Genomic DNA, 23,754 nt, shown 5'->3' with positions numbered 1-23,754 from the left:
AAAAATCGAAACGAAAGGGCATTGAAAAAGTAATAGACAAGTAGTATGACGATAACCCAAAAGAAGAGCGACGGCAAGGAATACATGAGAACAACCGAAAAAACTCAGATAAATAACAATCTTAAACCTAAAAATATGGCTTATTGCAACAATTGCGGAACACAACTCGCCGAAGGGGCAAAATTCTGCCCCTCGTGCGGAAATCCGGCAGGAGCGACCGCAGCCCAAGAAAACCGACAACAACAGTCCGAACAGCAGTCACGACAAGCAGGACAGCAGGGGCATTCCGAAAACAAATTTGCCGCCGCCATGAACAACGCGGCGGATAACACGGCAGAGTTCGATCCGAAAGACATCGAGCAAAACAAGGGAATGGGCGTGTTGGCCTACCTCGGTATCCTGGTACTGATTCCCATTTTCGGAGCGAAAGACTCGCCTTTCGCCCGCTTCCACGCCAATCAGGGGTTGGTACTATGCATCGCTGCCATCGTGTACGGCGTGGCATACAGTATTCTGACCACGATCATCCTCGCCATATCGTGGCGGCTCTACCTCGTGGTGAGCCTTATCGGCTTGGTAGGAATCGTATTTTTAGTACTGGCTATTATCGGCATCATCAACGCGGTAAACGGGCGGGCAAAAGAATTGCCCCTGATCGGAAAATACAGGTTATTGAAATAATAGCCTTACGATGTTTAACCCTTATTAAATTACAAAACTATGAAAACAAACATTTTTAAAGGTATGCTAATCCTCGTGGGATTACTTATCGTGTCGTCAGCAGGTATGGCACAAGTGAAAAAAGCACAAAAGACGCAAGTGAAAAAAGAAATCAAACAAATTAAACAATTAGACAAAAGTGACTTCCTCAAGAAAAAATCCGTACTCCTAAGAGCACCAAGGATTATTGCTACAGCCGGAGGTAGCATCATTATCGTTCCTTTCGAGAAGTCGACGGACGAAAAGACAAAAAGACAAAACTTTCTGAATCGTTGGGCAAAATACAACTTAGAAGGGGATAACAGCAATCCGGCGGGAAAATATTATCCCACGTGGCGGTATGCAACGGTTCCCTGCAGAGCAGGATATCGCCTGCCGACTTTCGAGGAAATAAAGAAATTATTGAGCGAATACACCATCCACATTAAACAGGATCTTGGAAAGAATCCGGGAGGCAAGAACGGACTTTGGATCGGTATGGATGAAGAGACCTGTAAAAAAGCCGACAAAAATAATTTTAACGGATGCGTGTTCCTGCCGGCTACCAATTTCTATTCCGAACCTTACGGATGGAGTAATACGCTCCAAGATTACGGTTTCTATATGACATCGAGTATTATTAACTCCAATTCAAGGCCCATGCTAAAAGCCATGTGCATTTTTATGGGGTTAAACTTCAATTGTCACGAACATGGTTATATGGCCAGGGAACCGAATTCTCTGTATAAAGATTACCTATTTGTCCGCCCGATAAAAGAGTAACAAAAATCCGGTGAAAGCCCGTCATGCCCATTGAAAGTCAAAAGCCAAAAACGGTAGCGTCAATGCCGCGGACGAAAGGGGCGTTTCCTTCGCCCGGAAATGCCCCGTACAACGAATGAAAACGAATAACATCGATCGGATAACGAAAGGAGGCGATTCCCCGAATATACGGCAAAAGTAAAAAAGAGAAACAGACTAAGGGCTATCAAACCATCGAAAAACACCATCGAAACCAAGAAAAATTATGGGAGATAAATTAACAGGTATAGCAAAAGGGTCGTCCGGTTTCGTACCACAGAACGCCCCCGACGTGAAGATCTTCAATGCGCAAACCGAAATCAGAGAACTGACTGAAAAAATGGAAAAAGCGTATGCCCGGTTGGGACGACAGGTGTATGAATCGGACGGAAGCGAAACCTTCCCCGAGACGAAGACCGAACTGGAACTGTTAACCGTCAACCGCCAGAAAGCCGAACGCCGTTTGCAGGAAGCCCGTGATGAAAAAACCGCTCGCGAGCGAGCAGAGAAAAAAGAGAAAGAAGAGACAATACTCATCTGTCCCGCCTGCGGAGCGGCAAACCCGAAAGGAACCAAGTTTTGTCAGGAATGCGGCATCAGACAGCCTGTAACGGCAACCAAACGCTTCTGTACCGATTGCGGTACGGAAATAGCGGAAGGCAATCGTTTTTGCGGAGCGTGCGGAGTAAAAGTCTCGGAATAAGTATCAACGTATTAATCATGGAGGAAACGAATTATGGCATTTTGTACAAATTGCGGAAAACAAGTAGCGGACGGAGTGAAATTCTGCACCTCGTGCGGGACTCCCATGGCATCCTACATACCACCGACACCACCACCGGCACAGACGGCTCCCCCGCAAGCGGCACCCGTACCACAACAACCCGTGTACGCTGTTCCGGTAACGGGCCGGCAGGAAGAACCCATCTCGACGGGCGAATATATCGGCATTTTCCTGTTGATGATCGTACCGATAGTCAACCTGATTTGCCTCCTCATCTGGGCATGCGGCGGATGCAAAAAGGTGAACAAGCGCAACCTCGCCCGCGCCATGTTAGTATTGATACTGATCGTCACCGCCCTGACCGTTCTGCTCGTGCTGGCAGGCAGTTTACTGTTCGGCGACATGTTCAACGAATTAAAAGAATTAAGCACTCAATTGGAAGGAATCTCCACGCGATAAACAAATAACGAAAAAATACGATGACAATTAAAGAAATTTACCTGAAAACCCTCGTCTTCGGCTGGATAAAATTGGGATTGGGGATACTGAATATCGGGATCGCCCTCCTGCTGTTTGCCCTGTTGATGGGTATCTCCGTACTCTTCGAGAGCAAGGGGAGTGTAGCTATCCTGTTTTTTATCTGGCTTGCCCTCGTCGGCATGATCAATTTCGTATTGAACCATTATATAGGTTATTTAGTGAAAGCGGGCCACGTAGCCGTCATCTCCAATGCTTTCAAACAGGGGACAATACCGAACAATCCCGTGACCGTGGGCAAAGAGATGGTAAAAAAACGTTTCGGGACCAGTAACGTATACTTTGCCCTGGATAAGTTAGTGGCAGGATCGGTAAAGCAATTGCAACGTACTTTAGGGCGATTGACAGACAGCCTCTTCGGTGCTATTCCCGGCATGGACAGCGTAAAGAGTTTAACCAATCTTTTTCTGGACATCTCTTTAGGGTATATCGACGAATGTTGCTTAGGCTATACCTTCTATCAGGATAAACAAAACCCGTATAAAAGTGCTGCCGACGGCGTAGTCATTTATGCCCAAAACTGGAAAACGCTACTAAAGGATTCGACTAAAACAACCGGAGTAGTCATTCTTTCTCTCACGGTAGTGACTCTCGCAGCGTTCATCATTTTTGGGGGCCTATTCCATCTGTTCGGCTGGAGCGGTTTCGTGGCGTTCGTTCTATCGATCTTATTTGCCTGGTCGGTAAAGTACGCCTTCATAGACAGCTGGATTTTAGTGAAGATGATGAGTAGTTATATGCAGGTCGCCCCCACAACGGTCATCACATTCGATTTGTACGGAAAACTGAGCGGATTCTCCGGCAAATTCAAGGAGTTGTTCCGCAGAAGCAGCGAAAGTTACCCTCAACCGAAGAGCGACACCGGACAACCCGCTACAACAACAGAAACAACGCAGGTTGTTCCGGCTGCCGACACTCCCATTCCCCCGAAGGACGCTCGCCGTTTCTGCCCTTCATGCGGCAATCCGCTGACCGAAGGCAAAACATTTTGCGGGAATTGCGGGACACGGATCGGCATATCGCCGGGATAAAGCGGGTCGATTCAGTATGTTTGTTCTGTTAACTGTATATCACTTTTATACCATGCGGCAGAACATGCCTTTTCGCGGACATTATTGCCGCAAAAGCTTATTTCGAATTATCCTTTAATCTTACCAACGGATGATTCAGTCCGTTGACGATATTCTTTATCACCTTGTATTTTTTAATACTTTCCATCAGTTTCGTCAGATTTGAAAAACCGTATGTCCTGGGGTCAAAACTCGGATCAATTTTTCGTAAATTCATTCCGACATTCGCGATATAGGCCTCCTCGTCCTCATTGGTCGAAATTTCAAAAGCCTTATCAATAATATCCCTGGGCAAGCTCTCCCTCGTATTCTTTTCCTTAGCGGGCGGCTCCTCCTGTACCGAACTTTTAGGAGTATTTCTTTTAGTCGCTTTGGGTTTTTGTTCCGCCTCCGCCATTTTTACCTCTTGCTTAATCAAGTTTTCAGAGAAAGTAAATATTTCACAAGATTGAACAAAGGCCACGGGAGTTTTCCTTTCTCCGATACCCATAACAAAAAGCCCTTCCTCCCGGATTCTTTTAGCTAAACCGGTATAATCGCTATCACTCGATACGATACAAAACCCATCGCAATTTTTGGCATGAAGGATATCCATAGCATCGATGATCAACGAACTGTCCGTTGAATTTTTACCCGTTGTATACGAAAATTTCTGAACAGGATTAATCGAATATTCATTGACAATATCTTTCCAACTATTCATCTGAGGTTGAGTCCAATCCCCGTATATCCTCCGTATGGTAGCCTTGCCATACTTAGATACCTCCTGCAACACCTCCTTAATCAACTTTGCCTGTGCGTTATCTCCATCGATTAGAACGGCAATATTAAATCTTTGATTCTTCATATTCATGAACATTTTATACTTTCAAACTTACAATATTTATGTTAATAACCCTAACCATTCACCTATTTTCTTTCCGAGAAAAAACATTTTAGCAAGAACGGACAAGTGGGATGAAGGGGAGTAACATATATTTGTAACGTGAAATACGATTAAATGATGAAACAAAAGAAAACGACACGGGAAGAGTATCAAAAATGCGTGAATACCGTTATAGATTATATCAATTTGCATCTCGGCGAAGAGATCGATGTGAAATCATTGGCCAAAATTTCACATTTCTCCTCTTTCTATTTTCACCGCATCATGACAGCTTTTTTGGGCGAACCCATCGGAACGTTCATCGTCCGGACACGAACCGAAGCAGCCGCTCGCTTATTACGGTACTCCGATTTACCGGTAGCCGATATAGCCTATCGCATCGGGTATTCCACGCCCTCTTCTTTATCTAAAGTATTCAAACAATTTTACGGTATTTCACCTATTGAATATCGAAACAATAAAAATTTTGTCATTATGAAACCAGCCATGATCAGACCGGACTTGGAACTGCAAAAAGAGATCAGAGAGCTTCCCGCTCGAAATGTAATCTATATTCGCCTGTTCGGAGACTATAAACTAAACGATTATTGCGGTACCTGGCTCCGTTTGTTCCAATTCGCCGAAGAACACAACTTACGGGCAAACGATCCCTCCCCACTCTGTATTTATCACGACGACCCGAAAGTTACCCCGGTAGAAAAATTACGGACGGATGTTTGTATGGTATTACCCGTTGCCGCTATCCCAAAAGGAGATATCGGTTCTAAACAGCTTCCCGCGGGACGATACGCGACCTTTCTTTACAAAGGCCCATATAGTAATCTGCAAGCCGTGTACGATACGATTTACGGAAAATATTTGCCGGAAATGGAATGTACACTCCGAGAGGAAGCGAGTGCCGAACGTTACTTGAACGATCCTTCCCGCACCGCACCGGAAGACCTATTAACGGAAATCTATATTCCCGTGGAATGATTGACAATTCTAAACTATAGATTGTAAATTAGAAGATTAGATAATGATGAAATTCTGTGATTCAGAAAATAATCACAGAATCTTTTAATTATTGAATCAATAAGTCTCTTTTTATTTTCTTTTTTCCAATATCCGGGACATATTTTGCATGGCCCAATCCACCAAAGCATTGATATGAGGTATAAGGCTGACTCCCATCGGGGTCAGACTATATTCGACGCGCGGAGGTACCTCCGCGTAAACCTTTCTTCGAATCAGCCCGTCTTGTTCAAGGGTCCGCAAGGTAACGGACAACATTCGTTGAGAGATATCGTCTATCGTCTTTTGAATCTCGTTGAAGCGCATCGTACCGTTAGCCTGCAAAGTTATCAACACCAATACGGACCATTTATCCCCAAAACGACAAAGGATATCCCTGACCGGACAATTCCCCGTAGAATGAAAATTTTTTAATTTTTTTTCGTCCATAAAAACGTAATAATGAATATTAGTTACTTACAGGTAAGTACATTACAAAAACGTTCGTTCTTGTTTATTTCAAATTACATACCTACTTTTGCTTTACAAAAGTAATAAACTTACGAATAATAACTATTATCTCGTTTAAAAAATTAAAATCATGGAAAAGAGAGTCGCCGTCATGGCAGTAAATCCGGTAAACGGTTACGGATTATTTCAATACCTGGAAGCATTTTTTGAAAACAAAATCCCCTTCACGGTTTATGCCGTGGCAGAATCGAAAACAATCAAAACAAATTCAGGCCTTACCTTGGTAACAGACGGCGTAATTGCCGATCTGAAAGGACATTCCGGAGATTATGAAGCATTGGTTTTTTCCTGTGGTGATGCCATGCCCACATTCGCTGAGAATATTTCTAAAAACTACAATCAGGATATGCTTGCCGTTATCAAAGAGTTCGGCGAAGCCGGAAAATTAATCGCAGGTCATTGCGTAGGCGGTTTACTGTTTGATATCGCCGGAATAACAAAGGGACGCACGGTTGCAGCACATCCTTTCGTTCAATCAGCGATAAAAGGAGGCAAAGCCACGAATGAGCCTTATGCCATAGATGGTAAATTATACACGGCCCAAACGGAGAACACATTAAGCAGCCTGATAGCGTTGTTGGTTTCCGTCTTAAAATAGAGAAGTAAGGGGAACCCCTACTTCCCTGCATAATTTCAATACGGCAAATTCTTCTGTCGTTTCAGTAGTAACACTCTATTACAAACCCTACCCACCGAGAGCATTTAAACGAAAGAGCATACAAAGCTCAAATATCCATGCCGCTTTTCTTTTTTAGAGTTTCAAGGGCCCTTTGGTAAATATCAATATAGGTATCCAAAAAAGTTATAAATACTTCCCGATTCTCGAAAGATTCATTTTCCCAATCCCGATTTTTTACTTCCGGCATGTTCAATATTTTCTGTACCTGACTGATCTCAAGCATTATTTCCAATTCCTCAAACGAATAACGTTTGATCCGTACGATCAATGAAATCAGATGTGCCATTTTTTCTTTATAGGTATCCATAACTGTCTCCATTAAAAATTACAACCAACTGACTTTATAAAACAATAACTTGAACCTGTCCAAGCGACCTTTCATTTACCTAACCGCACTTTTACAAAGTAAACAAAAAAAAAGGATAATCATAACTTTTTCACTCTGTTTTCAGAAAATCGGCTCCAATTCTATTGAAAACAAATCTGGCATCTGTTCTTTTCCATAATCTTTTCTTTATTATGATTTGTTATTTATCTTTGCTAACAGTTAATTCTCCCGAAGCTTCAGGAGAGAACATGACAAACGATCCGTTATGAACGTAAAGATAGAAGAGAGCTGGCGTCAACGCCTACAGACAGAATTCGAGAAGCCCTATTTCGAGAAGTTAACCCGCTTCGTAAAAGAGGAGTATGCCAAATACACGATCTTCCCGCCGGGAAAATATATTTTCCACGCCTTCAATACCTGTCCGTTCGACAAAGTGAAGGTCGTCATCATCGGGCAAGATCCTTACCATGAACCGGGACAGTACTACGGATTATGTTTCTCTGTCCTCGATGGTGTCCCCTACCCTCCCTCTCTGATTAATATTTTCAAAGAGATTGAAAACGATCTGGGTAAACCGATGCCCACTTCCGGAAGATTGGAAAGATGGACCGAACAAGGAGTATTACTGATCAATGCCATACTCACGGTCAGGGCCCATCAGGCAGGTTCACATCGGGGAAGAGGATGGGAAGAATTTACCGATGCCGTAATCAGGCATATCAACGACGAAAAGGAACATGTCGTTTTTATGCTATGGGGGGCCTATGCTCAAAAAAAAGGAGCCTTTATCGACAGGAACCGGCATTGTGTACTCACGGCCCCACATCCCTCGCCGCTATCCGCAGACAGGGGCTTTTTCGGGTGCAAGCATTTCAGTAAGGCCAACCGTTACTTCAAAAGTCACCATTTACCGGAGATCGAATGGTAACCCGCCCGGAGACCGATAATCCATTCCTTATCCCCAAACCATGTTTTCATTCCGCAACGATACACCTTTAAAACGTCTACTCTTTGCATTTGCCTTTTTAGTTGATATTGCAACGTAACATTCAGTATTATAATACAATAGACTTCAATAAGTCATAAAAAGATTCGCATACCTCTTCTTCCTTAAAAGGCGAATGACCGCATCGAGGTAATACGATTTTCCGAAATTTTATATTTGCCCGGAACAAAGGTTCGATTACGCCTTCCAACGGATGCGGATCCATCTCCCCATGAATCACATATACCGGACATCGAACACGAGACAATAAATTCTTCCACCTTCCGTCTTTTCGTATTTTCTCCGCCTCCCTCCAAACGGAAGAATACATCTTACCATCGACCGGCAGAATATCACGTTTGTCCTCTTCAGTTTCCCGAAACCGGTAATGATCGCTTTTTACAACCAATCTCTCCAACTCCATCAGAACGTCGTCCCGGTTGTATCCTCGTTCCAACTTACCGACAAGCAAATCCCAATAAGCACCCTCCTCTTCTGAAAGTTTTTTTTTCCGTCGTTCGGATATCAATGAGACATACTCCTCCTCGAAAGGGGCACACCCGACCAGTATCAATTGTTTAACCTTTCCCGGATAGCGAACGGCAAATAACAAAGCAAGCCATGCTCCCCATGAATGCCCCACAAAAAAAAGAGGTTCGTTGGTATAGGTCTCGACCTGTTCTTTTAATTCTTTTATCAACCCGTCAACGGTATATTTAGATTGAATAGGTTCAAGCACGCCCACACTCGACGATAAATTACGGGCTATCGCGGCGACATCTCCCAATGCTCCAGGTCCCCCGTGGACAACGACTACCCGATAAGGCTCTCGACCGTATTTCCTAACCATCAGTTTCTGTATTATTCCCAACAAATATAAACTTTCACAAAACAGCATCCCACTATTTTAAAAATAATTCTATATTTGTAGAGAGAACCGATTAAAAATGAAGGAACAATGACAATGCAAATATGCCAAAGCTGCGGGATGCCCATGAACGCGGATAGTGATTACGGAACCAATCAGGACGAGAGTAAAAACAGAGAATATTGCTGCTACTGTTTTCAAGAAGGTCGTTTTACCAAAAATGTCACGATGGAACAAATGATCGAAGAGTGTGCCGACTACGTGGATGAATTCAATGCCGGAAGCAGACTAAATTATACCCGGGAAGAAGCTATTCAGGAGATGAAAAAATACTTTCCGAATCTTAAGCGCTGGCAAAAATAATTAGCGGAATAATTATTTTCAAGTCATACCGTTCGTGAGTTTCTCTATACAAACAAGAAAAAAGAGACTCCATTTTGGTAGAATCAAAAACAAGCATTATATTTGCACCCACAATACAAAATTGCTCTTTAAAATTTTGGTGTGGTAGTTCAGCTGGTTAGAATACATGCCTGTCACGCATGGGGTCGCGGGTTCGAGTCCCGTCCGCACCGCAAAAAAACTCTAAGTTAGTTAAAGTAACGACTTAGAGTTTTTTTATAATAAGATACGCTTGCGAAATCATCCGTTTACTTGTCATCGTGTTTTTTCCGTATAATAGATAATCATTTGATCGTTCACGCAAATATAATGGCGGAGGTATTCGAGAAGAATACCTCCGCCATAAAATCGAAATCAGAAATTCCCTTTCCGTTTCTTCACTTCATCCACGAGTTTTAAAAATGATTTATCCTTTTTACGCTTTTCATGCTTCGAAACAGAGAAGCGCCATGCTTCCCGTCAGTTCGCATCGAAACAGCCCATTTTTCGGAAATAATCTCGTAACAAGTGCGGTGCACGACGGTCACACGAGCAAGAGTAAGAGCTCTACGCGTGGATTCTTGTTTCAGCCGGTTTAACTCATCGTTCCAACCACACGTATTTAAATCAGTCATAATCCGATCTTTTTTGCAATGTAAAATACATAACCGTAAAACTCCTTATACCGGTAGTACAACCCCTCCTCATAACGTTCAAAAGCAACAAATCCTTCGGCGGCCTTATTGCCGGCATATTTTTTTAAGAATAATTCCCGAACAGAAATCTGCGGAATGTAATAATGTTCCGTCCAGCAATTTTCCGGCAGGACAAAGCTGGCAACAGGAATATAACCGGCTTTCTGAATCTGGGCTATTTTACGGGGTATCGTATCTACCTCCGGATAAGCCTCCATCCAAAAATCACTGATTTCTGCCGGACGTTTCTCGGTGAACCATGATACTTCCGAAACGGCAACATATCCTCCCGGTTTAAGAAACTCTCGCCATTCGTTCAATCCACGCTCAAAGCCGATATGATAAATCGCTCCTTCCGACCAGATCAGGTCCAATTCTTCCTTTCCGAAAGGAAGATTATCCATGGAGCCGACCCTCCCTCTCACTCGATTTTGCAACCCCAATCTCTCGGCATTCCGATTGAAGATACGGATGAAATCTGGACACAAATCCAACCCGGTAATTTGCCCCTGAACTGACCCGGCAAGTGTCATTGTCTGCCCTCCCGTACCGCAACCGATGTCCGCAATAAGGGATTTATCGGTAAGGTTATCTATAAAACTCAATGCTTTAAGAGTTATTTCAGGACTTCCGGGTCCTTGACGTTCTGTATTTGAAAAATAATCACAGATCAAATTATAGTCGAATTCGTAAATAGACTCATTAAACGAGGAGGAAGCAAGTGCGTTCGTCTGGCCGGACATGAGGTCGCCGGAGTTGTTTCCAATTGTTTTATTTTCATTACTCATTATCTGTATGTATGTAGCATACCAGCAAAAACATAACTATGCTTTCATCATTGTACGCAAATTAAAAACTGAAATTATATATAATGGAAATGACCCTCGAAAAGGTTATCCGAGAGCAACGAAAGGACAATCTGTACGGTAAGTGCAGATTGTTTACGACACCAAATCCGATTTATGTAAAATTTTTACCATGTCGTAAAGGTAAGAAATATTTTGTTTGACTAAAAATATATCACAAACAAAAAATCACGGCTAAATATTACCCTGATTATGGATTATACCTCAAAATCGTGCTCTAACAAGCATGGAAGGCCGAATGACATAGTGGTGGCAAAAGCCGGAAGACCCCTGGCTACCAACGACATTATAAACATGTAGCCGAATAACCCGAGCGAGCAGCCTGAGGTATAAACCCATACTTGGGTTAGTATGCTTTGCGGCCTTATACAAAAACGAGATTAGACCCTCTCTACCGAGACTATTGAGTTTCCGCTTCTATCAACATATCACAACAATCCATTGAAACGATTCAATACGCAAAAAATTTCACCCAAAGCCAAACCGCCATTAAAAGCAACCGCATAGTTCTGGATATCGCTCACATCTTCATCGAAATGTCCCAAGCGATCGGTTATCGGTGAAAGAAAAATGACCGGACACTCCGTAGAAACCCTGACTATACCATGGGTAGTCTCGATAGACTTCAACTCGTAACCCAATGGAGCGATCGACTCGAAATGTTGCTTAGCTATCTTATCTTGATTATCGTATTCCCGGTAATCCGTAATATTAATAGAACTTACAGCAGAGAAGCCGGGTAATATTTCACAGGTAAATCCCCAGGTTGCCGGAGCATTGGAAGGCGTGATGAACTTTTTTACGGCAGCAGGTCCGCATTCCCGATTAATGGTATCGAGTAAAGCGGAGCTTATGTGCCCGGTAAGTAATTGTCCATCGTAAGGGGTCTGCAAGTTACTTTCGGGATTATCCGGATGACCGTTATGAATAAAAAAGTTCGTTCCCAAATATACCGATCCGTTTGCCGAAAACCTCGATCCTTCCTCTACCGGATAATTGGCTGTACTCACGCTAATAACCAGTTGGGGATTGCATTTGGCAATAACGGACGGTAAAATCCGATATTTTTCCTCGGAACTGGAACTATTTACTTCCGGAGACATCAGATCCTCGATACACCAAATGGAAATTTCAGTGCAATTCCGCTTATCGGGTGATAAACGAAAAATAGCCCGAGGCGTATCCATCTTATTATCGCCATCCTTGGGGGTATCGATATACTCCGGAAAAGGAAGAGTAATAGGACGTAACTTAGGGTTTGTCAATGCACTCAATACCGGTTCTATTTCCCAATTTTTATTCACCAACACCATAACGATTTGCTTGCTCATAACAGCTTTATTTTTAATTATACATTTACTTCTATTCATAACTTTTTCTTTTCGAGAAAAGCAATCCCGATCCACTCGGACCTATATTCCTTCCGCCTCGATAGGAAAGACACATCAGTCGAAACAGAAAACAATTCATCTCAAAACAACATAACAAATTTATTATCAATATCATAAAAACTAAATTTCCAAATATAGAATAAATGACAAACAAGATAAACTTATCACATCAATGAATGTAAAAATACGTAATCAATAATTTGATTGCAAATAATTAAGCCAATATTTATATTATTTTGGAATAATAACAATCAGCATGTATCTATTTTGATATAAAAACAAGGCATATTTCTTTTAAAAAAGAAATATGCCTTATATGACTTCATTCTTTTTCCTCTCGAAAATAGTTATAGAGCTACGTATGCTTCAGGTGTAGATTTTTCCCACGATAGCATTGATGTTGTAATCAGTTCATTGGTATTCCACCACATTGAATCGTTCGAAGATGTATGTAAAAAAGTCATTCCGAGAACGGTGAATGAGTTACGCGGAACGATGACGCTACTTATCTCTGTTCTTAAAAAGTATATCAAGAGGACAATCCTTTGATAAAAAGAGTAATACCATCAAAAATCATCTGTAGACCGATGGTTGCCACAATTAAGCCGATAATCCGGATCAAGGGATTCATAAAATTATATTTTATCAAAAAATTCCCGATCCGTCGAGCTTCCAGCATAAAAAACAGATTTACTCCCAAAGCAAGAAGGATGGCAATAATGGTAATCTCCCTACCGTATTGTACGGGAAAGGTTACAGCAGCCGTAATCGTAGCCGGACCAGCAATCATGGGAATCGCGATCGGGACCGTTGTCAGGTCGGCAATTTTTATATTTTCATCGACTTTCAGGAAAAATCCCTTCAGCAGACCGGATAAACCGTTATACATCAACACGGCACCGCAGGTAATCTGAAAAGAGTACAGCTCTACCCGAAATACATAACTAAACGTTATCTCTCCCAAAAACAGGAAAAAAATCAAGATCATGGCTGCCGTAATCGTTGACTTGATGGAGATATATCGTAATTCTTTAGGAGAAAACCGCTCTTGCAAGGTCGTAACGATCAAAACTTTTTGGACGGGATTGACCAAAGCCAAAAGAGCGACAATACAACTCAATATCAATTTTACTGTCATAATAATCCTTATTTACGCGAATGACAATTACGTTTGCCTTTTGCAAAGGTAGGGATAAATTACCCATTCCCTATACTTATGTTCAAAAATCATTTAAGCCCACCCTGTTTTACACTTGCAGTTCTCCTCCTTCCCAACCCCTATTAATAAACAAATAAAATTAAAATTAACATAAAGTTCATTTGATAAAATAAAAAGCTATGCAGCAATCCGAAATAATATATTACTTTTGAGATCGGAATTTTACGAAAGCAATGGGAAAGTTTGTATTTTTATACCTGATTATTATTCTATCTTTTTCAGTGACCGATATTTTTTCGGACTCTTTTGAGGGTTCAAAAAATAAAATGGACGAATTGTTCGACTTAGAACAACTCTCCTCGTTAGACTCCGAATCCATTTCCATACATCCCTATTCAGAACAACACGGGATCACGTCAAAAGCAGGTCTAAAGAGTTCCACCAACCGAAGAATCGGTTGGTATAAAACTTCTCAATTTAAATCAATAAACCGGGAAACTATCATTCAATCCAAAGTTTTCTCTTTTCTCGAACGTCTGTCTTTCAAAAGAGAAAATTATATCCATGTGCTCGCATCTCGTCATATAAACGGATTTTATATTTATTCGCTGAAAAAACTCATCGTATGACAAGGGTTCCCTCTTTTTACGAGCGATGTTGAACATAAGTAATAAGCGAAATAAATGATTTATGACAGATGGACTTCAGACCATTCTCGATTGGTATCTTCAAAATATAAACTATTGGAGCATCATTATGTGTATGACTATTGAAAGTTCCATACTCCCGTTTCCAGCCGAATTGATCATCCCTCCTGCAGCATGGAAAGCCGCAAACGGAGAATTGAACCTGATCGGCATCATTTTGACAGGAAGCGTAGGGGCCGTTTTAGGAGCTCTGTTGAATTACCTTCTTGCCTACACATTAGGTCGAAATTTTATTTATACCTTTGCCTCTACCAAATTCGGTAAATGGTGCATGATTTCAAAAGAAAAAATAGAACAATCAGAACAATACTTTCTCAAATATGGCAACAGTTCTACATTTATAGGGCGGTTGACTCCCGGAGTCAGAAGTTTTATTTCCATTCCGGCAGGTCTTGTAAGAATGCCTTTAAAAAGTTTCATTATCTACACCTTCCTCGGAAGCTGTGTCTGGAACACTCTCCTCGCTTTGGCGGGTTATTTTTTATATTCACAACAGGAGTTATTGCAACACTATTTTATCGAATTAAGTATAATAACCTTAATCATAGGAATAGTCTTTTGGGGATTTTTAATCATACGCAGTATTCGTAACAAAAAAAATAAATAAGCAGCATGGAATCAAAAAAACATTATACAGGTTTAACCGACGCACAGGTGATAGAAAGTCGCCGAAAACACGGGGCAAACATATTGACACCTCCCAAAAGGGAATCCCTGTGGCAAATATTCATCGATAATTTTAAAGACCCTGTCATCCGTATTTTATTGATAGCCGTTTTTCTGTCCGGAGGCATTGCCATCGCCATGTACCTATCGGAAGATGTCATCGAAATCGCAGAAACTATCGGTATTGCAGCAGCCGTATTACTGGCAACGGGAGTTGCGACCTGGTTTGTTTGGGATGCCAACAAAAAATTCGATGTTTTGAATCAGATAAACGACGATACGTTAGTCAAAGTCTTCCGGAATAAAAATGTTCGGGAGGTTCCTAAAAAAGAGATCGTAGTGGGAGATATCGTTATTCTGGAACAAGGAGAAGAAATCCCCGCGGACGGAATCTTACTGGAGGCTGTTTCCTTACAAGTAAATGAATCCAGTCTTACGGGTGAGCCCATGACTGCCAAAAGTGTAATAGAAGAAGAATTCGACCGGGAAGCTACCTACCCTACCGATCATGTTATGCGCGGCACAACGGTAGCCGACGGACATGGCGTCATGGAAGTGACTGCCGTGGGAGACCAGACAGAGTTCGGTAAAGTCGCCGAAAAATCTACAGAAAAAAGCGAAGAACAGACTCCTTTGGACAAACAATTAGAGGTACTGGCAAAATTTATCGGTATCGTCGGTTTCTGCGGTGCAATCGTGACCTTTACGATTCTTTTCATAAAAGGGCTTTTTTTCAACCCGGCGTTTCCTACCCCTTCTTTAGGACAACTGGGACTGATCGGAGCTGTCATTATTACGGCTGTCATCATGTTGGCTAAAGTATGGATACCTGTCATATACGATGTGTACGAATTACGGGGAATAAAAAAAGAGATGCCCGCATCCGTTGAAAAAGGAAGCTGGGGACGATGGATACTGTATGCTTTGACCGCTTTGGTTATCCTGTTGGGTGTCGGATTATTATTCGGGGTAAAACCTTGGGATCCACATGCATGGGTATCTCTGAGCGTAGGTAAAAAGATACTCTCGGCCTTTATGGCTTCCGTCACGCTGATTGTCGTAACTGTTCCCGAAGGCCTGCCGATGAGCGTTACCCTCAGCTTGGCATTAAGTATGCGTAAAATGTTAAAATCAAACAATTTGGTAAGAAAAATGCATGCCTGCGAAACCATGGGTGCTACCACGGTTATTTGCACGGATAAAACAGGTACTTTGACCCAAAATCAAATGACTGTTTACCAAACTAATTTTTACGGTTTGGAAGAACAGAAGACCGGCGATAACGAAATAACCCGGCTTATATTCGAGGGTATTGCCGCCAACACAACGGCTTTTCTCGATTTATCCGAACCGGGAAAAATAAAAACACTGGGAAATCCTACCGAAGCGGCTCTTTTACTTTGGCTAAACCGACAACACACCGACTATTCCGCACTAAGAGAAAACGTCCGCATTATCGATCAATTGACCTTTTCGACAGAACGTAAATACATGGCAACACTCGTGGAATCCTCCCTGATCGGGAAACGTGTATTGTATGTAAAAGGAGCTCCGGAAATTGTTTACTCTCATTGCAAAAACGTACAAACAGCCGGTGGTCTGAAATCAACGGCAGATTTCCAAACGACGGTAAATACGCAATTATCCGAATATCAAAAACAGGCGATGCGTACTTTAGGTTTCGCTTACCAGATTATTGACGATAACGACTCTCATTTCCATGAAGGACGTCTGTACCATACGGAATTAACTTTTTTAGGCATCGTCGCCATATCGGATCCCATACGGAAAGAGGTTCCCGAGGCTGTAAAACGATGTTCCGAGGCCGGCATCAAAGTCAAAATGGTTACGGGTGACACTCCCGGTACAGCAAAAGAGATCGGTTCACAAATCGGTCTATGGACAAAGCAAGATACCGAACGGAATCACATTACCGGCAGCGAATTTGCTCAATTATCCGATAAAGAGGCATTGGAACGCATTCTGGACTTAAAAATCATGTCCCGCGCCCGTCCGACAGATAAGCAACGTTTGGTACAGTTGTTACAGCAAAAAGGGGCCGTCGTGGCCGTCACCGGAGACGGAACGAATGATGCTCCCGCCTTGAACCACGCTCACGTGGGCCTCTCCATGGGTAGCGGTACTTCCGTTGCTAAAGAGGCCAGCGACATTACGCTGTTGGATGACTCGTTCAGCAGTATCGCGACAGCCGTTATGTGGGGACGTTCCGTGTATCAAAACATACAACGTTTCATCCTTTTTCAGTTAACCATTAACGTGGCAGCTTTAATCATCGTGTTGCTCGGATCTCTATTGGGTTCCGAATTACCACTTACCGTCACTCAAATGTTATGGGTAAACTTGATCATGGACACTTTTGCCGCAGGAGCTTTGGCCTCACTTCCTCCCAATCCGGAAGTAATGAAAAGAAAACCGAGAGATTCGAACGCCTTCATCATCGTTCCTCAAATGAGAACGTTGATTTTAGGAACAGGCTTTATATTTGTTATCATCCTATTGGGACTTTTGTACTACCTGTCAAACTACGCCGGAGGCATAGACGCCGATACTCCGGAAGGTCTACGAAATCTAACCCTATTCTTTACGGTATTCGTAATGCTTCAGTTCTGGAACATGTTTAACGCCAAAACCTTTGGAACAAACAACTCCGCCTTTAAAGGATTACTTAAAAGCGAGGGTTTTCTTATTGTGGGATTGGCTATCGTTATCGGACAAATATTAGTTGTCAACTGGGGTGGAAGCGTGTTTAGAACCGTTCCCCTAAGCTGGAACGAATGGATATGGATTACTCTCTCAACCTCTTTCGTTCTATGGACCGGCGAACTATTCAGAGCTTTAAAACGAATAAAAGAAAAAACATTACATTAAAATGAATCTCATAATACATAAACAGTTGTTATATCAAATACGGAATAACATCTCTGCAACAAGATTAAAATCTATTTTTTAATATTACAATTAAAATGGAAATCATCATCATATTAGCCTTGATATTATTGAACGGTATACTGTCAATGTCCGAAATTGCGATGGTATCCGCACGTAAAACCCGTTTGGAGACAGAAGCGAAACGAGGAAATAAATCGGCAAAAACAGCCTTAAAATTAGCTCAGGAACCGGATCGTTTCCTATCCACGATCCAAATAGGTATCACCTTAATAGGAATCCTTACCGGTCTTTACTCCGGGGAGACGTTAGCCAACGATTTTGCTTTACTCCTCTCCCGGATAACACCCCTCGATGCCCACGCCCTGGCTGTTTCCAAAGGAATCATCGTGGTCATAGTGACTTATCTTACCTTAATTTTAGGAGAGCTGGTTCCTAAACGCATCGGTATGAATGCTGCAGAAAAAGTAGCCAAGATCGTGGCTCCCGTCATGACTTTTCTCTCTAAAATAGCCTCTCCTTTCGTGTGGTTACTATCCGCCAGCACAATACTGGTAACGAAAATCCTGGGACTAAAAGAATCCAAGGACGGGAAAGTAACGGAAGAAGAGATAAAGGCTATTATTAAAGAAGGAAAGGACGACGGGGAGGTTCAGGAAGTAGAGCAAGACATCGTGGAACGGGTTTTCAACCTCGGAGACCGGAACATCGGTTCCATCATGACCCACCGCAGTGATTTGGTCTGGTTAGATATTACCGAATCCAACGATCAGATCCGGAAAATCGTAAATAAGCATCTTTATAATATTTACCCCGTAGCCGATTCAAAATTAGACAACATCATCGGTGTCGTCTATTTGAAAGACCTGTTCGGAAAGATTGATTTACCGGATTTCAATTTAGAAAAAATCATCCGGCCGGCTCAGTATTTCCCTAAAAATCAAAGTGTTTACAATGCTTTGGAACATCTGAAAACCGAACACCTGAAATACGGACTGGTCACGGATGAATTCGGAAGCATAGAGGGGATTTTCACCTTGAAAGACATTCTGACGGCTCTTATCGGGGACGTACCCGAAATAGGAGAAGAGCCGGATATCATCCGTAGGAACGACGGCTCATACCTGATAGACGGCCAATGTTCTTTCTACGATTTCCTGGCTTATTTCGACATGGAAGATTTATATCCCAACCATTATTACAACACGGTAAGCGGGCTGATTTTAAAAATTTTGGAACATGTACCTAAAACAGGGGAACAGTTATCCTGGCTATGTTTCGATTTGGAAATCGTGGATATGGACGGGGCCAGGATAGATAAAATATTAGTGAAATTGAACACTCCTCTTTTATCCGAATAACCCTATCGTTCAACGAGTAAATCGAAACTTGCCTTGATTTACTTGTTGAACCCGTCATTTGTAAAACAACTCACAATTCTCAGCCACCTCCGTTTTAGAAAGTTGGTATACTTCAGATACCGGAAAGGGTATGCGGTTACGTTCAACCATCAATTGCACAAAAGCAATGTTCAAAGCCTGATCTACCCAAACCTCTAAAAAAACATCACTATTTTCCTTTGCCTCATACTTCAAAAATTTATGAAAACTTCTCTCCTTCAACCATTGGAAATACTGTTCCATCCCTTCCCGAACAAGTACTACTTTCTTTATTAAAAACACTCCCTTAGATACGGTATAAACATATTTTGCCTTGTTTTGTACGAAAATAAATACTCCTCCGCATACCACACTAAAAGAGAGTACGGAAGCAAACATCAAAAAAGGAGAACGCTGCATTCTTTGAGACAAATAATGAATGGCAACCAGCGCTATAATCCCGATTACGATTAATAAGAGAGGTATCATATAGCCCTCATTTTTCTTTACGACCTTTCCTTGCGTAAGAGATATAATTTGATCTTTTATGAATTTATATTCTTCCATTCTTTTTACATTTTAATTATTTAGTATCACAACAAACATCACCGCACATTATTTTTGTTTTATCCAAAATAATCACGCCATCAGCATTAACTAAATAATCAATTTCTGTAAAAAAAGCAGATAACCGCGTTGTCGACCGCGTATCGAAAGATAAAGAAGAAATTTGGTAGCGAAGGATTTTTTTGTCTGTCTTCCCGTATTGGCAACTACCCCGTTTCTAAAAAAAGAAGGATTTGAATCATACTGTTCCCCTGACTCTGCACCATTTATATGCATTCCCTGCAATATGCCCGAAATCGTATGAATCCCCATCGCCCCCGTCTCTTCATAGCATACTGTTTTTTCCGTTCCGATCTTTAGGTCATAATCGTACCCGCTTACACCTTCTTCTAAAAGAAGTAAGCAAAAAAAGAGAGAGAACAAACTATAAATCCAACCTTGTTTCATGCACACAATCGGACCGAGATTAGGCATTCAAAATTAAAAAAAATTCCATTGTTTTCCTAAATATAATCTATAAAATAAGCATATACCATAAGTCATCGATCAAAAAAAACGAAAAAACAAGAGATGCTGCGATTAGGAGAAAAGATCGAATCACCCAATCGCAGAAACATCCAATCACAGACCGCATTTATGTTCCCCTCCCTCGTGGTGATGACACCCTATTCCAGAATCGAGAACAAAACCTTTCAAATAAGAGTCGGCTAAAACACGGACATCTCCCTTACAACCGCGGAAAACTTTAATACCTTGATTATTCAGTACATTTAAAGCTCCGTCCCCCATGTTGCCTGCCAACATCACGGTTACTCCTTTCTCTCTTAACACGGAGGCAATATTCGATTTACAACCGCATCCTTGCGGAGCTGCAAGCGTCTCCGTTTTCATAATATTCTTTTCTTCATTCACCGTAAAAATGGTGTAATACTCACAATGTCCAAAATGGTCATCCACCACATTGGCTCTCGTCGGAATTGCAATTTTCATGATTTTTTTCTTCTTCTGTTTTTAAAATAAGTTTATGATGAGGCCCGTTTTCCCGTATCATTTTACCGCTACAAGAAGGGCACTTTGTCTCCCGACAAGGCTGTCCCTTAACATGAGGGAGCCTTGTTCCGCAGTGCACACAAATACAATAGGCATCGCTACATAAAGAAGCCTCCGGCTTATTTAATGCCCGCAACTTACTCGACTGGCAAAAACGACAACAGGTTACAGGCTCTTTTTCTACCATAATCTTCCGACAAGTATCACATCGATACCAATAATAATCGATGTGATAATCCCCACCCTCTATAAAAATAACTTTTCCCTCCACCAGGGCAGTTGCTATTGTACGCCGGGCTTTCTCGTATATACGTGTATAAGTAGGCCGGGATACACCCATTTGCAATGCCGCCTTTTCCTGAGGTAAAAGTTCATAATCACTCAACCGGAGAGCCTCATATTCCTCAAACAGCAAAACTTCCGGATCCAGGTCCGTCATGGGCAATCCAAAAGGCTTGAAACCTTCCATCAAAGGAGGATTCTTTATCACTCGGCTACGTTTCGGTCTTGACATAACTCTATTTTGGAACAAAGATAATTCTTTTTATGAACATATGTTCATAAAAACGCCAATTAATACAGATTATTTTTCCATTTTTAAGTCGTGCGAATAGAAAAGGATTTCGCTTCTTTTGTCAATTGACGGGGCAACTACCGGCTCCGGCGTAGTCTCTTCCTATTTTACCGTTATATTCCGGATGTCTTCGCAACCAGACTACCGCGTAAGAACAGGTCGCAACCGGCCGCAAATCATGCTCCGCGGCATAATCATAAATATATTTAACCAAAGCCGCGGCTATACCCCTTCCCCCGATTTCCGAAGGAACCATCGTATGTCTGACATCCAACTCCCCGTTTTCTATCACATAGGTGACATAAGCCACACGGCCGTTTACAACCGTCTTAACCGTACGATTCTCCGTATCATGTATTATTTCCATAACATAAACGATTAAAATTACATGGCAAATATAACGACGACTGACAATCAATGATCACAAATCGTAGAATTTGGAATTAAAACGATTCCACAATTAAACGGTTAAGCTTCCCTCCCGCGGATTTTGCAAGCATTGAAAGAGCTTCTCCTATCTAAAATCGCTTGGTATACCCATGACAATAAGGAAGAGAACCTTTCCGGTTATAGTAATTTTGATGATAATCCTCGGCTGGCCAAAAAGTCGTGGCGGGCGAAACCAGTGTTACGACCGGATAACCTTTCGTTTTCAACCGTTCGATCAATTTATCGGCAACCTCTTTTTGTTGAGGATTCGCATAAAATATTTCGGAACGATATTGTTCTCCCCTATCGGGCCCTTGACGATTCAACTGGGTAGGATCATGGATTTCGAAAAAAAGTTTCGCTAACGCCTCATAGGTCGTTTGGGAAGCATCGAAAACCACTCTGACAGCCTCTGCATGTCCCGTGTTTTTCCGGCAAACATCTTCATAAGTAGGATGATCCGTTTCACCTCCTATATACCCTGATTCTACGGTCAAAACTCCGGGTGCCTTCTGCATAAAATATTCCACCCCCCAGAAACATCCTCCTGCAAAAATGGCCGTATCGGTTTTCAGCTCCCGATCAGGAATAAACTCCATAGAGATCGAATTTACACAGTGCCGGGTATTCTTAGAAGTGAAACCTTCCCCCACAAATACATGTCCCAAATGCGCACCACATCCGGCACACAGAATCTCTGTCCGTCTTCCGTCCGCATCCGTAACCCTTTTTACCGCTCCTTTAATTTCGTCATCGAAACTGGGCCATCCGCACCGGGAATCAAATTTATCTTCCGAACGATACAATGAAGCCCCGCATTGTTTGCACACATAGGTTCCTTTTCCTTTAAAATCATAATATTTGCCCGTGAAAGGTAATTCCGTTCCTTTATGAATTATTACCTGTTTTTCCGCTTCGGTCAATTCTCTTTTTTGTGCCATAACCATATAGTTTGCCAATATCAATACAAGAATCACAATTCTTCTCTTCATCATTGCTATTTCTTCATTACGTTATATTACAAATTTAGTTCAATTTACCCTCAAATAAAATAAACCAGTTTACCATTTCAATTTATTTCAGCAAAATAAACAGTTCTTTTCTTGCTTATGCCCACACAATATGCTCATATTCCTTTCCTTTTTCGTACGTTTGCTCTTTTAATAATCCAAATTTTATCAATTCAATTATGGTAGTTGCATATTTACGAGTAAGTACAAACAGACAACATCTTGAGAATCAACAAGAGGAAATCAAGCGATTTGCGCATAACCGAGGATTGACCATAAACAAATGGTACAATGACATCATTAGCGGTAAAGTAAACAGCAGTGATCGGAAATTAGGAGATATTCTCAGCTCTCTGCAGGAAGGAGATTGCCTGATCGTCACCGAAGTCTCCAGACTAAGCAGGACGCTAATCGATATTATGAATATCATCAACACGTGCATACAACGTAAAATCATCTTACACAGTACGAAAGAAGGGTATACATTCGAAAATAACCTGAACAGTAAAATATTAGGGTTTGCATTCGGTTTAGTGGCTGAAATTGAGCGTAACCTAATTTCCATTCGAACCAAAGAAGCTCTCGCCGTTCGCAAAGCGGAAGGCAAAAAATTAGGACGTCCGATAGGAAGTAGCCCGCAATTAAAATTATTGATCGAAAACAAAGCTAAAATCATTGAAATGATGGACAATAGCATATCTTATAAGAAGATAGCCAAACAATACAAAGTATCCGTGTGTACTGTCAATCGATTTGTGAAATACCACGTCAACGCGGATAAATAGACGTGGTATTCACTTCAAAAAACGAACCGGACGATCTTTTGATTATATTTCCTAATTTTTCTATTTTCGCATCATATATTTAGAGCT

The 23,754-nt window shown here is 41.7% G+C and carries 27 protein-coding genes, 1 tRNA gene and 2 pseudogenes; 15 read left to right on the top strand and 15 right to left on the bottom strand.

The genetic code is table 11. The features are described 5' to 3' along the window. Positions 1-45: 45 nt before the first annotated feature. From PGR74_RS00890 to PGR74_RS00875, 4 genes and pseudogenes are all read left to right on the top strand, one after another. Entirely contained in the window at positions 46-681 is a 636-nt protein-coding gene (locus PGR74_RS00890; protein WP_237143266.1) for a zinc-ribbon domain-containing protein, read from the top strand. Between the two features lie 39 nt (positions 682-720). Further along, on the top strand, positions 721-1,482 hold the full coding sequence (locus tag PGR74_RS00885; RefSeq protein WP_041503869.1) for a hypothetical protein: 762 nt from the start codon (positions 721-723) through the stop codon (positions 1,480-1,482). Between the two features lie 244 nt (positions 1,483-1,726). Then, positions 1,727-2,203, top strand: a complete 477-nt coding sequence (locus PGR74_RS00880; RefSeq protein WP_200889853.1) for a zinc ribbon domain-containing protein — start codon at positions 1,727-1,729, stop codon at positions 2,201-2,203. A 33-nt stretch (positions 2,204-2,236) separates the two neighbouring features. Further along, positions 2,237-2,302: pseudogene (locus tag PGR74_RS00875) on the top strand (zinc-ribbon domain-containing protein); the annotation flags it as partial. Between the two features lie 14 nt (positions 2,303-2,316). Here PGR74_RS00875 and PGR74_RS00870 read toward each other — a convergent pair. After that, positions 2,317-2,628, bottom strand: a complete 312-nt coding sequence (locus tag PGR74_RS00870) for a hypothetical protein (RefSeq protein WP_235375094.1) — start codon at positions 2,626-2,628, stop codon at positions 2,317-2,319. Between the two features lie 75 nt (positions 2,629-2,703). Between PGR74_RS00870 and PGR74_RS00865 the strand changes: the two genes are divergently transcribed. After that, entirely contained in the window at positions 2,704-3,792 is a 1,089-nt protein-coding gene (locus PGR74_RS00865; RefSeq protein WP_041504969.1) for a zinc ribbon domain-containing protein, read from the top strand. Positions 3,793-3,889: 97 nt separating this feature from the next. On the opposite strand, the gene PGR74_RS00860 is transcribed toward PGR74_RS00865, so the two are convergent. After that, on the bottom strand, positions 3,890-4,678 hold the full coding sequence (locus PGR74_RS00860) for an NYN domain-containing protein (RefSeq protein ID WP_041504085.1): 789 nt from the start codon (positions 4,676-4,678) through the stop codon (positions 3,890-3,892). A 156-nt stretch (positions 4,679-4,834) separates the two neighbouring features. Here PGR74_RS00860 and PGR74_RS00855 point away from each other — a divergent pair, with 156 nt between their 5' ends. Further along, positions 4,835-5,692 carry an AraC family transcriptional regulator gene (locus tag PGR74_RS00855; RefSeq protein ID WP_041504086.1) on the top strand — a complete coding sequence of 286 codons (858 nt, stop codon included), beginning with the start codon at positions 4,835-4,837 and terminating at the stop codon, positions 5,690-5,692. Positions 5,693-5,803: 111 nt separating this feature from the next. Here the strand turns inward: PGR74_RS00855 and PGR74_RS00850 are convergent, their stop codons facing one another. Beyond that, positions 5,804-6,160: a winged helix-turn-helix transcriptional regulator gene (locus tag PGR74_RS00850; protein ID WP_041503872.1), complete on the bottom strand. Its 357-nt coding sequence runs from the start codon at positions 6,158-6,160 to the stop codon at positions 5,804-5,806. A gap of 151 nt (positions 6,161-6,311) precedes the next feature. Between PGR74_RS00850 and PGR74_RS00845 the strand changes: the two genes are divergently transcribed. Next, a complete protein-coding gene (locus PGR74_RS00845) occupies positions 6,312-6,839 on the top strand; it encodes a DJ-1/PfpI family protein (protein WP_041503873.1) in 528 nt (175 codons plus the stop codon). Positions 6,840-6,966: 127 nt separating this feature from the next. On the opposite strand, the gene PGR74_RS00840 is transcribed toward PGR74_RS00845, so the two are convergent. Then, positions 6,967-7,227, bottom strand: a complete 261-nt coding sequence (locus tag PGR74_RS00840; RefSeq protein ID WP_146216405.1) for a hypothetical protein — start codon at positions 7,225-7,227, stop codon at positions 6,967-6,969. 286 nt (positions 7,228-7,513) lie between these two features. Here PGR74_RS00840 and ung point away from each other — a divergent pair, with 286 nt between their 5' ends. After that, complete coding sequence (gene ung, locus PGR74_RS00835) at positions 7,514-8,176, top strand: uracil-DNA glycosylase (protein ID WP_041503875.1); 663 nt, start codon at positions 7,514-7,516, stop codon at positions 8,174-8,176. A 127-nt stretch (positions 8,177-8,303) separates the two neighbouring features. Here the strand turns inward: ung and PGR74_RS00830 are convergent, their stop codons facing one another. Continuing rightward, positions 8,304-9,083, bottom strand: a complete 780-nt coding sequence (locus PGR74_RS00830) for an alpha/beta fold hydrolase (RefSeq protein WP_270516587.1) — start codon at positions 9,081-9,083, stop codon at positions 8,304-8,306. Positions 9,084-9,191: 108 nt separating this feature from the next. Between PGR74_RS00830 and PGR74_RS00825 the strand changes: the two genes are divergently transcribed. Continuing rightward, positions 9,192-9,464, top strand: coding sequence for a zinc ribbon domain-containing protein (locus tag PGR74_RS00825; RefSeq protein ID WP_270516586.1), 273 nt, complete (start codon positions 9,192-9,194; stop codon positions 9,462-9,464). A 138-nt stretch (positions 9,465-9,602) separates the two neighbouring features. Then, positions 9,603-9,676: transfer RNA gene (locus PGR74_RS00820), tRNA-Asp, on the top strand. 275 nt (positions 9,677-9,951) lie between these two features. Here PGR74_RS00820 and PGR74_RS00815 read toward each other — a convergent pair. From PGR74_RS00815 to PGR74_RS00800, 4 genes and pseudogenes are all read right to left on the bottom strand, one after another. Further along, positions 9,952-10,117, bottom strand: a pseudogene (locus PGR74_RS00815) (ribosome small subunit-dependent GTPase A); the annotation flags it as partial. Beyond that, a complete protein-coding gene (locus PGR74_RS00810) occupies positions 10,114-10,965 on the bottom strand; it encodes a class I SAM-dependent methyltransferase (protein ID WP_082027487.1) in 852 nt (283 codons plus the stop codon). The gene PGR74_RS00810 and the pseudogene PGR74_RS00815, both read right to left, overlap by 4 nt. Positions 10,966-11,471: 506 nt before the next feature. Further along, entirely contained in the window at positions 11,472-12,374 is a 903-nt protein-coding gene (locus PGR74_RS00805; RefSeq protein ID WP_041504088.1) for a hypothetical protein, read from the bottom strand. Positions 12,375-12,963: 589 nt separating this feature from the next. Further along, the gene (locus PGR74_RS00800) at positions 12,964-13,572 is read right to left on the bottom strand and encodes a MarC family protein (RefSeq protein ID WP_041503880.1); all 609 of its coding nucleotides are present in this window, start codon (positions 13,570-13,572) and stop codon (positions 12,964-12,966) included. Between the two features lie 254 nt (positions 13,573-13,826). Between PGR74_RS00800 and PGR74_RS00795 the strand changes: the two genes are divergently transcribed. The 4 genes from PGR74_RS00795 to PGR74_RS00780 all read left to right on the top strand — a co-directional run bounded on the left by PGR74_RS00795 (position 13,827) and on the right by PGR74_RS00780 (position 19,234). Next, positions 13,827-14,222, top strand: a complete 396-nt coding sequence (locus tag PGR74_RS00795; RefSeq protein ID WP_041503881.1) for a hypothetical protein — start codon at positions 13,827-13,829, stop codon at positions 14,220-14,222. Between the two features lie 61 nt (positions 14,223-14,283). Next, complete coding sequence (locus tag PGR74_RS00790; RefSeq protein WP_270516585.1) at positions 14,284-14,907, top strand: DedA family protein; 624 nt, start codon at positions 14,284-14,286, stop codon at positions 14,905-14,907. 5 nt (positions 14,908-14,912) lie between these two features. Continuing rightward, a complete protein-coding gene (locus PGR74_RS00785; RefSeq protein WP_041503883.1) occupies positions 14,913-17,855 on the top strand; it encodes a calcium-translocating P-type ATPase, PMCA-type in 2,943 nt (980 codons plus the stop codon). Positions 17,856-17,950: 95 nt separating this feature from the next. Further along, the gene (locus PGR74_RS00780) at positions 17,951-19,234 is read left to right on the top strand and encodes a hemolysin family protein (RefSeq protein ID WP_110688370.1); all 1,284 of its coding nucleotides are present in this window, start codon (positions 17,951-17,953) and stop codon (positions 19,232-19,234) included. A 54-nt stretch (positions 19,235-19,288) separates the two neighbouring features. On the opposite strand, the gene PGR74_RS00775 is transcribed toward PGR74_RS00780, so the two are convergent. The 6 genes from PGR74_RS00775 to PGR74_RS00750 form a co-directional block, all read right to left on the bottom strand. Continuing rightward, a complete protein-coding gene (locus PGR74_RS00775) occupies positions 19,289-19,819 on the bottom strand; it encodes a hypothetical protein (RefSeq protein ID WP_041503885.1) in 531 nt (176 codons plus the stop codon). Between the two features lie 90 nt (positions 19,820-19,909). Next, entirely contained in the window at positions 19,910-20,272 is a 363-nt protein-coding gene (locus PGR74_RS00770) for a hypothetical protein (protein WP_152616176.1), read from the bottom strand. 168 nt (positions 20,273-20,440) lie between these two features. Continuing rightward, positions 20,441-20,809, bottom strand: a complete 369-nt coding sequence (locus tag PGR74_RS00765) for a NifB/NifX family molybdenum-iron cluster-binding protein (protein WP_041503887.1) — start codon at positions 20,807-20,809, stop codon at positions 20,441-20,443. Beyond that, positions 20,769-21,383 (bottom strand): DUF134 domain-containing protein, encoded by a 615-nt coding sequence (locus PGR74_RS00760; protein WP_070807456.1) that lies wholly within the window; start codon positions 21,381-21,383, stop codon positions 20,769-20,771. Before PGR74_RS00760 ends, PGR74_RS00765 begins: the two co-directional genes overlap by 41 nt. A gap of 121 nt (positions 21,384-21,504) precedes the next feature. Then, entirely contained in the window at positions 21,505-21,810 is a 306-nt protein-coding gene (locus PGR74_RS00755) for a GNAT family N-acetyltransferase (protein WP_041503888.1), read from the bottom strand. 151 nt (positions 21,811-21,961) lie between these two features. Further along, positions 21,962-22,819 carry a bifunctional methionine sulfoxide reductase B/A protein gene (locus PGR74_RS00750; RefSeq protein WP_438829496.1) on the bottom strand — a complete coding sequence of 286 codons (858 nt, stop codon included), beginning with the start codon at positions 22,817-22,819 and terminating at the stop codon, positions 21,962-21,964. A gap of 242 nt (positions 22,820-23,061) precedes the next feature. Between PGR74_RS00750 and PGR74_RS00745 the strand changes: the two genes are divergently transcribed. Continuing rightward, positions 23,062-23,667 carry a recombinase family protein gene (locus tag PGR74_RS00745; RefSeq protein ID WP_041503889.1) on the top strand — a complete coding sequence of 202 codons (606 nt, stop codon included), beginning with the start codon at positions 23,062-23,064 and terminating at the stop codon, positions 23,665-23,667. Positions 23,668-23,754 lie beyond the last annotated feature (87 nt).

Source organism: Sanguibacteroides sp. AM78-02pH3A, from assembly GCF_027666085.1.
GTDB lineage: Bacteria > Bacteroidota > Bacteroidia > Bacteroidales > Marinifilaceae > Gabonibacter > Gabonibacter massiliensis.
The sequence above is the reverse complement of the archived record's forward strand: the minus strand, read 5'-3'. Positions and strand labels throughout refer to the sequence as shown.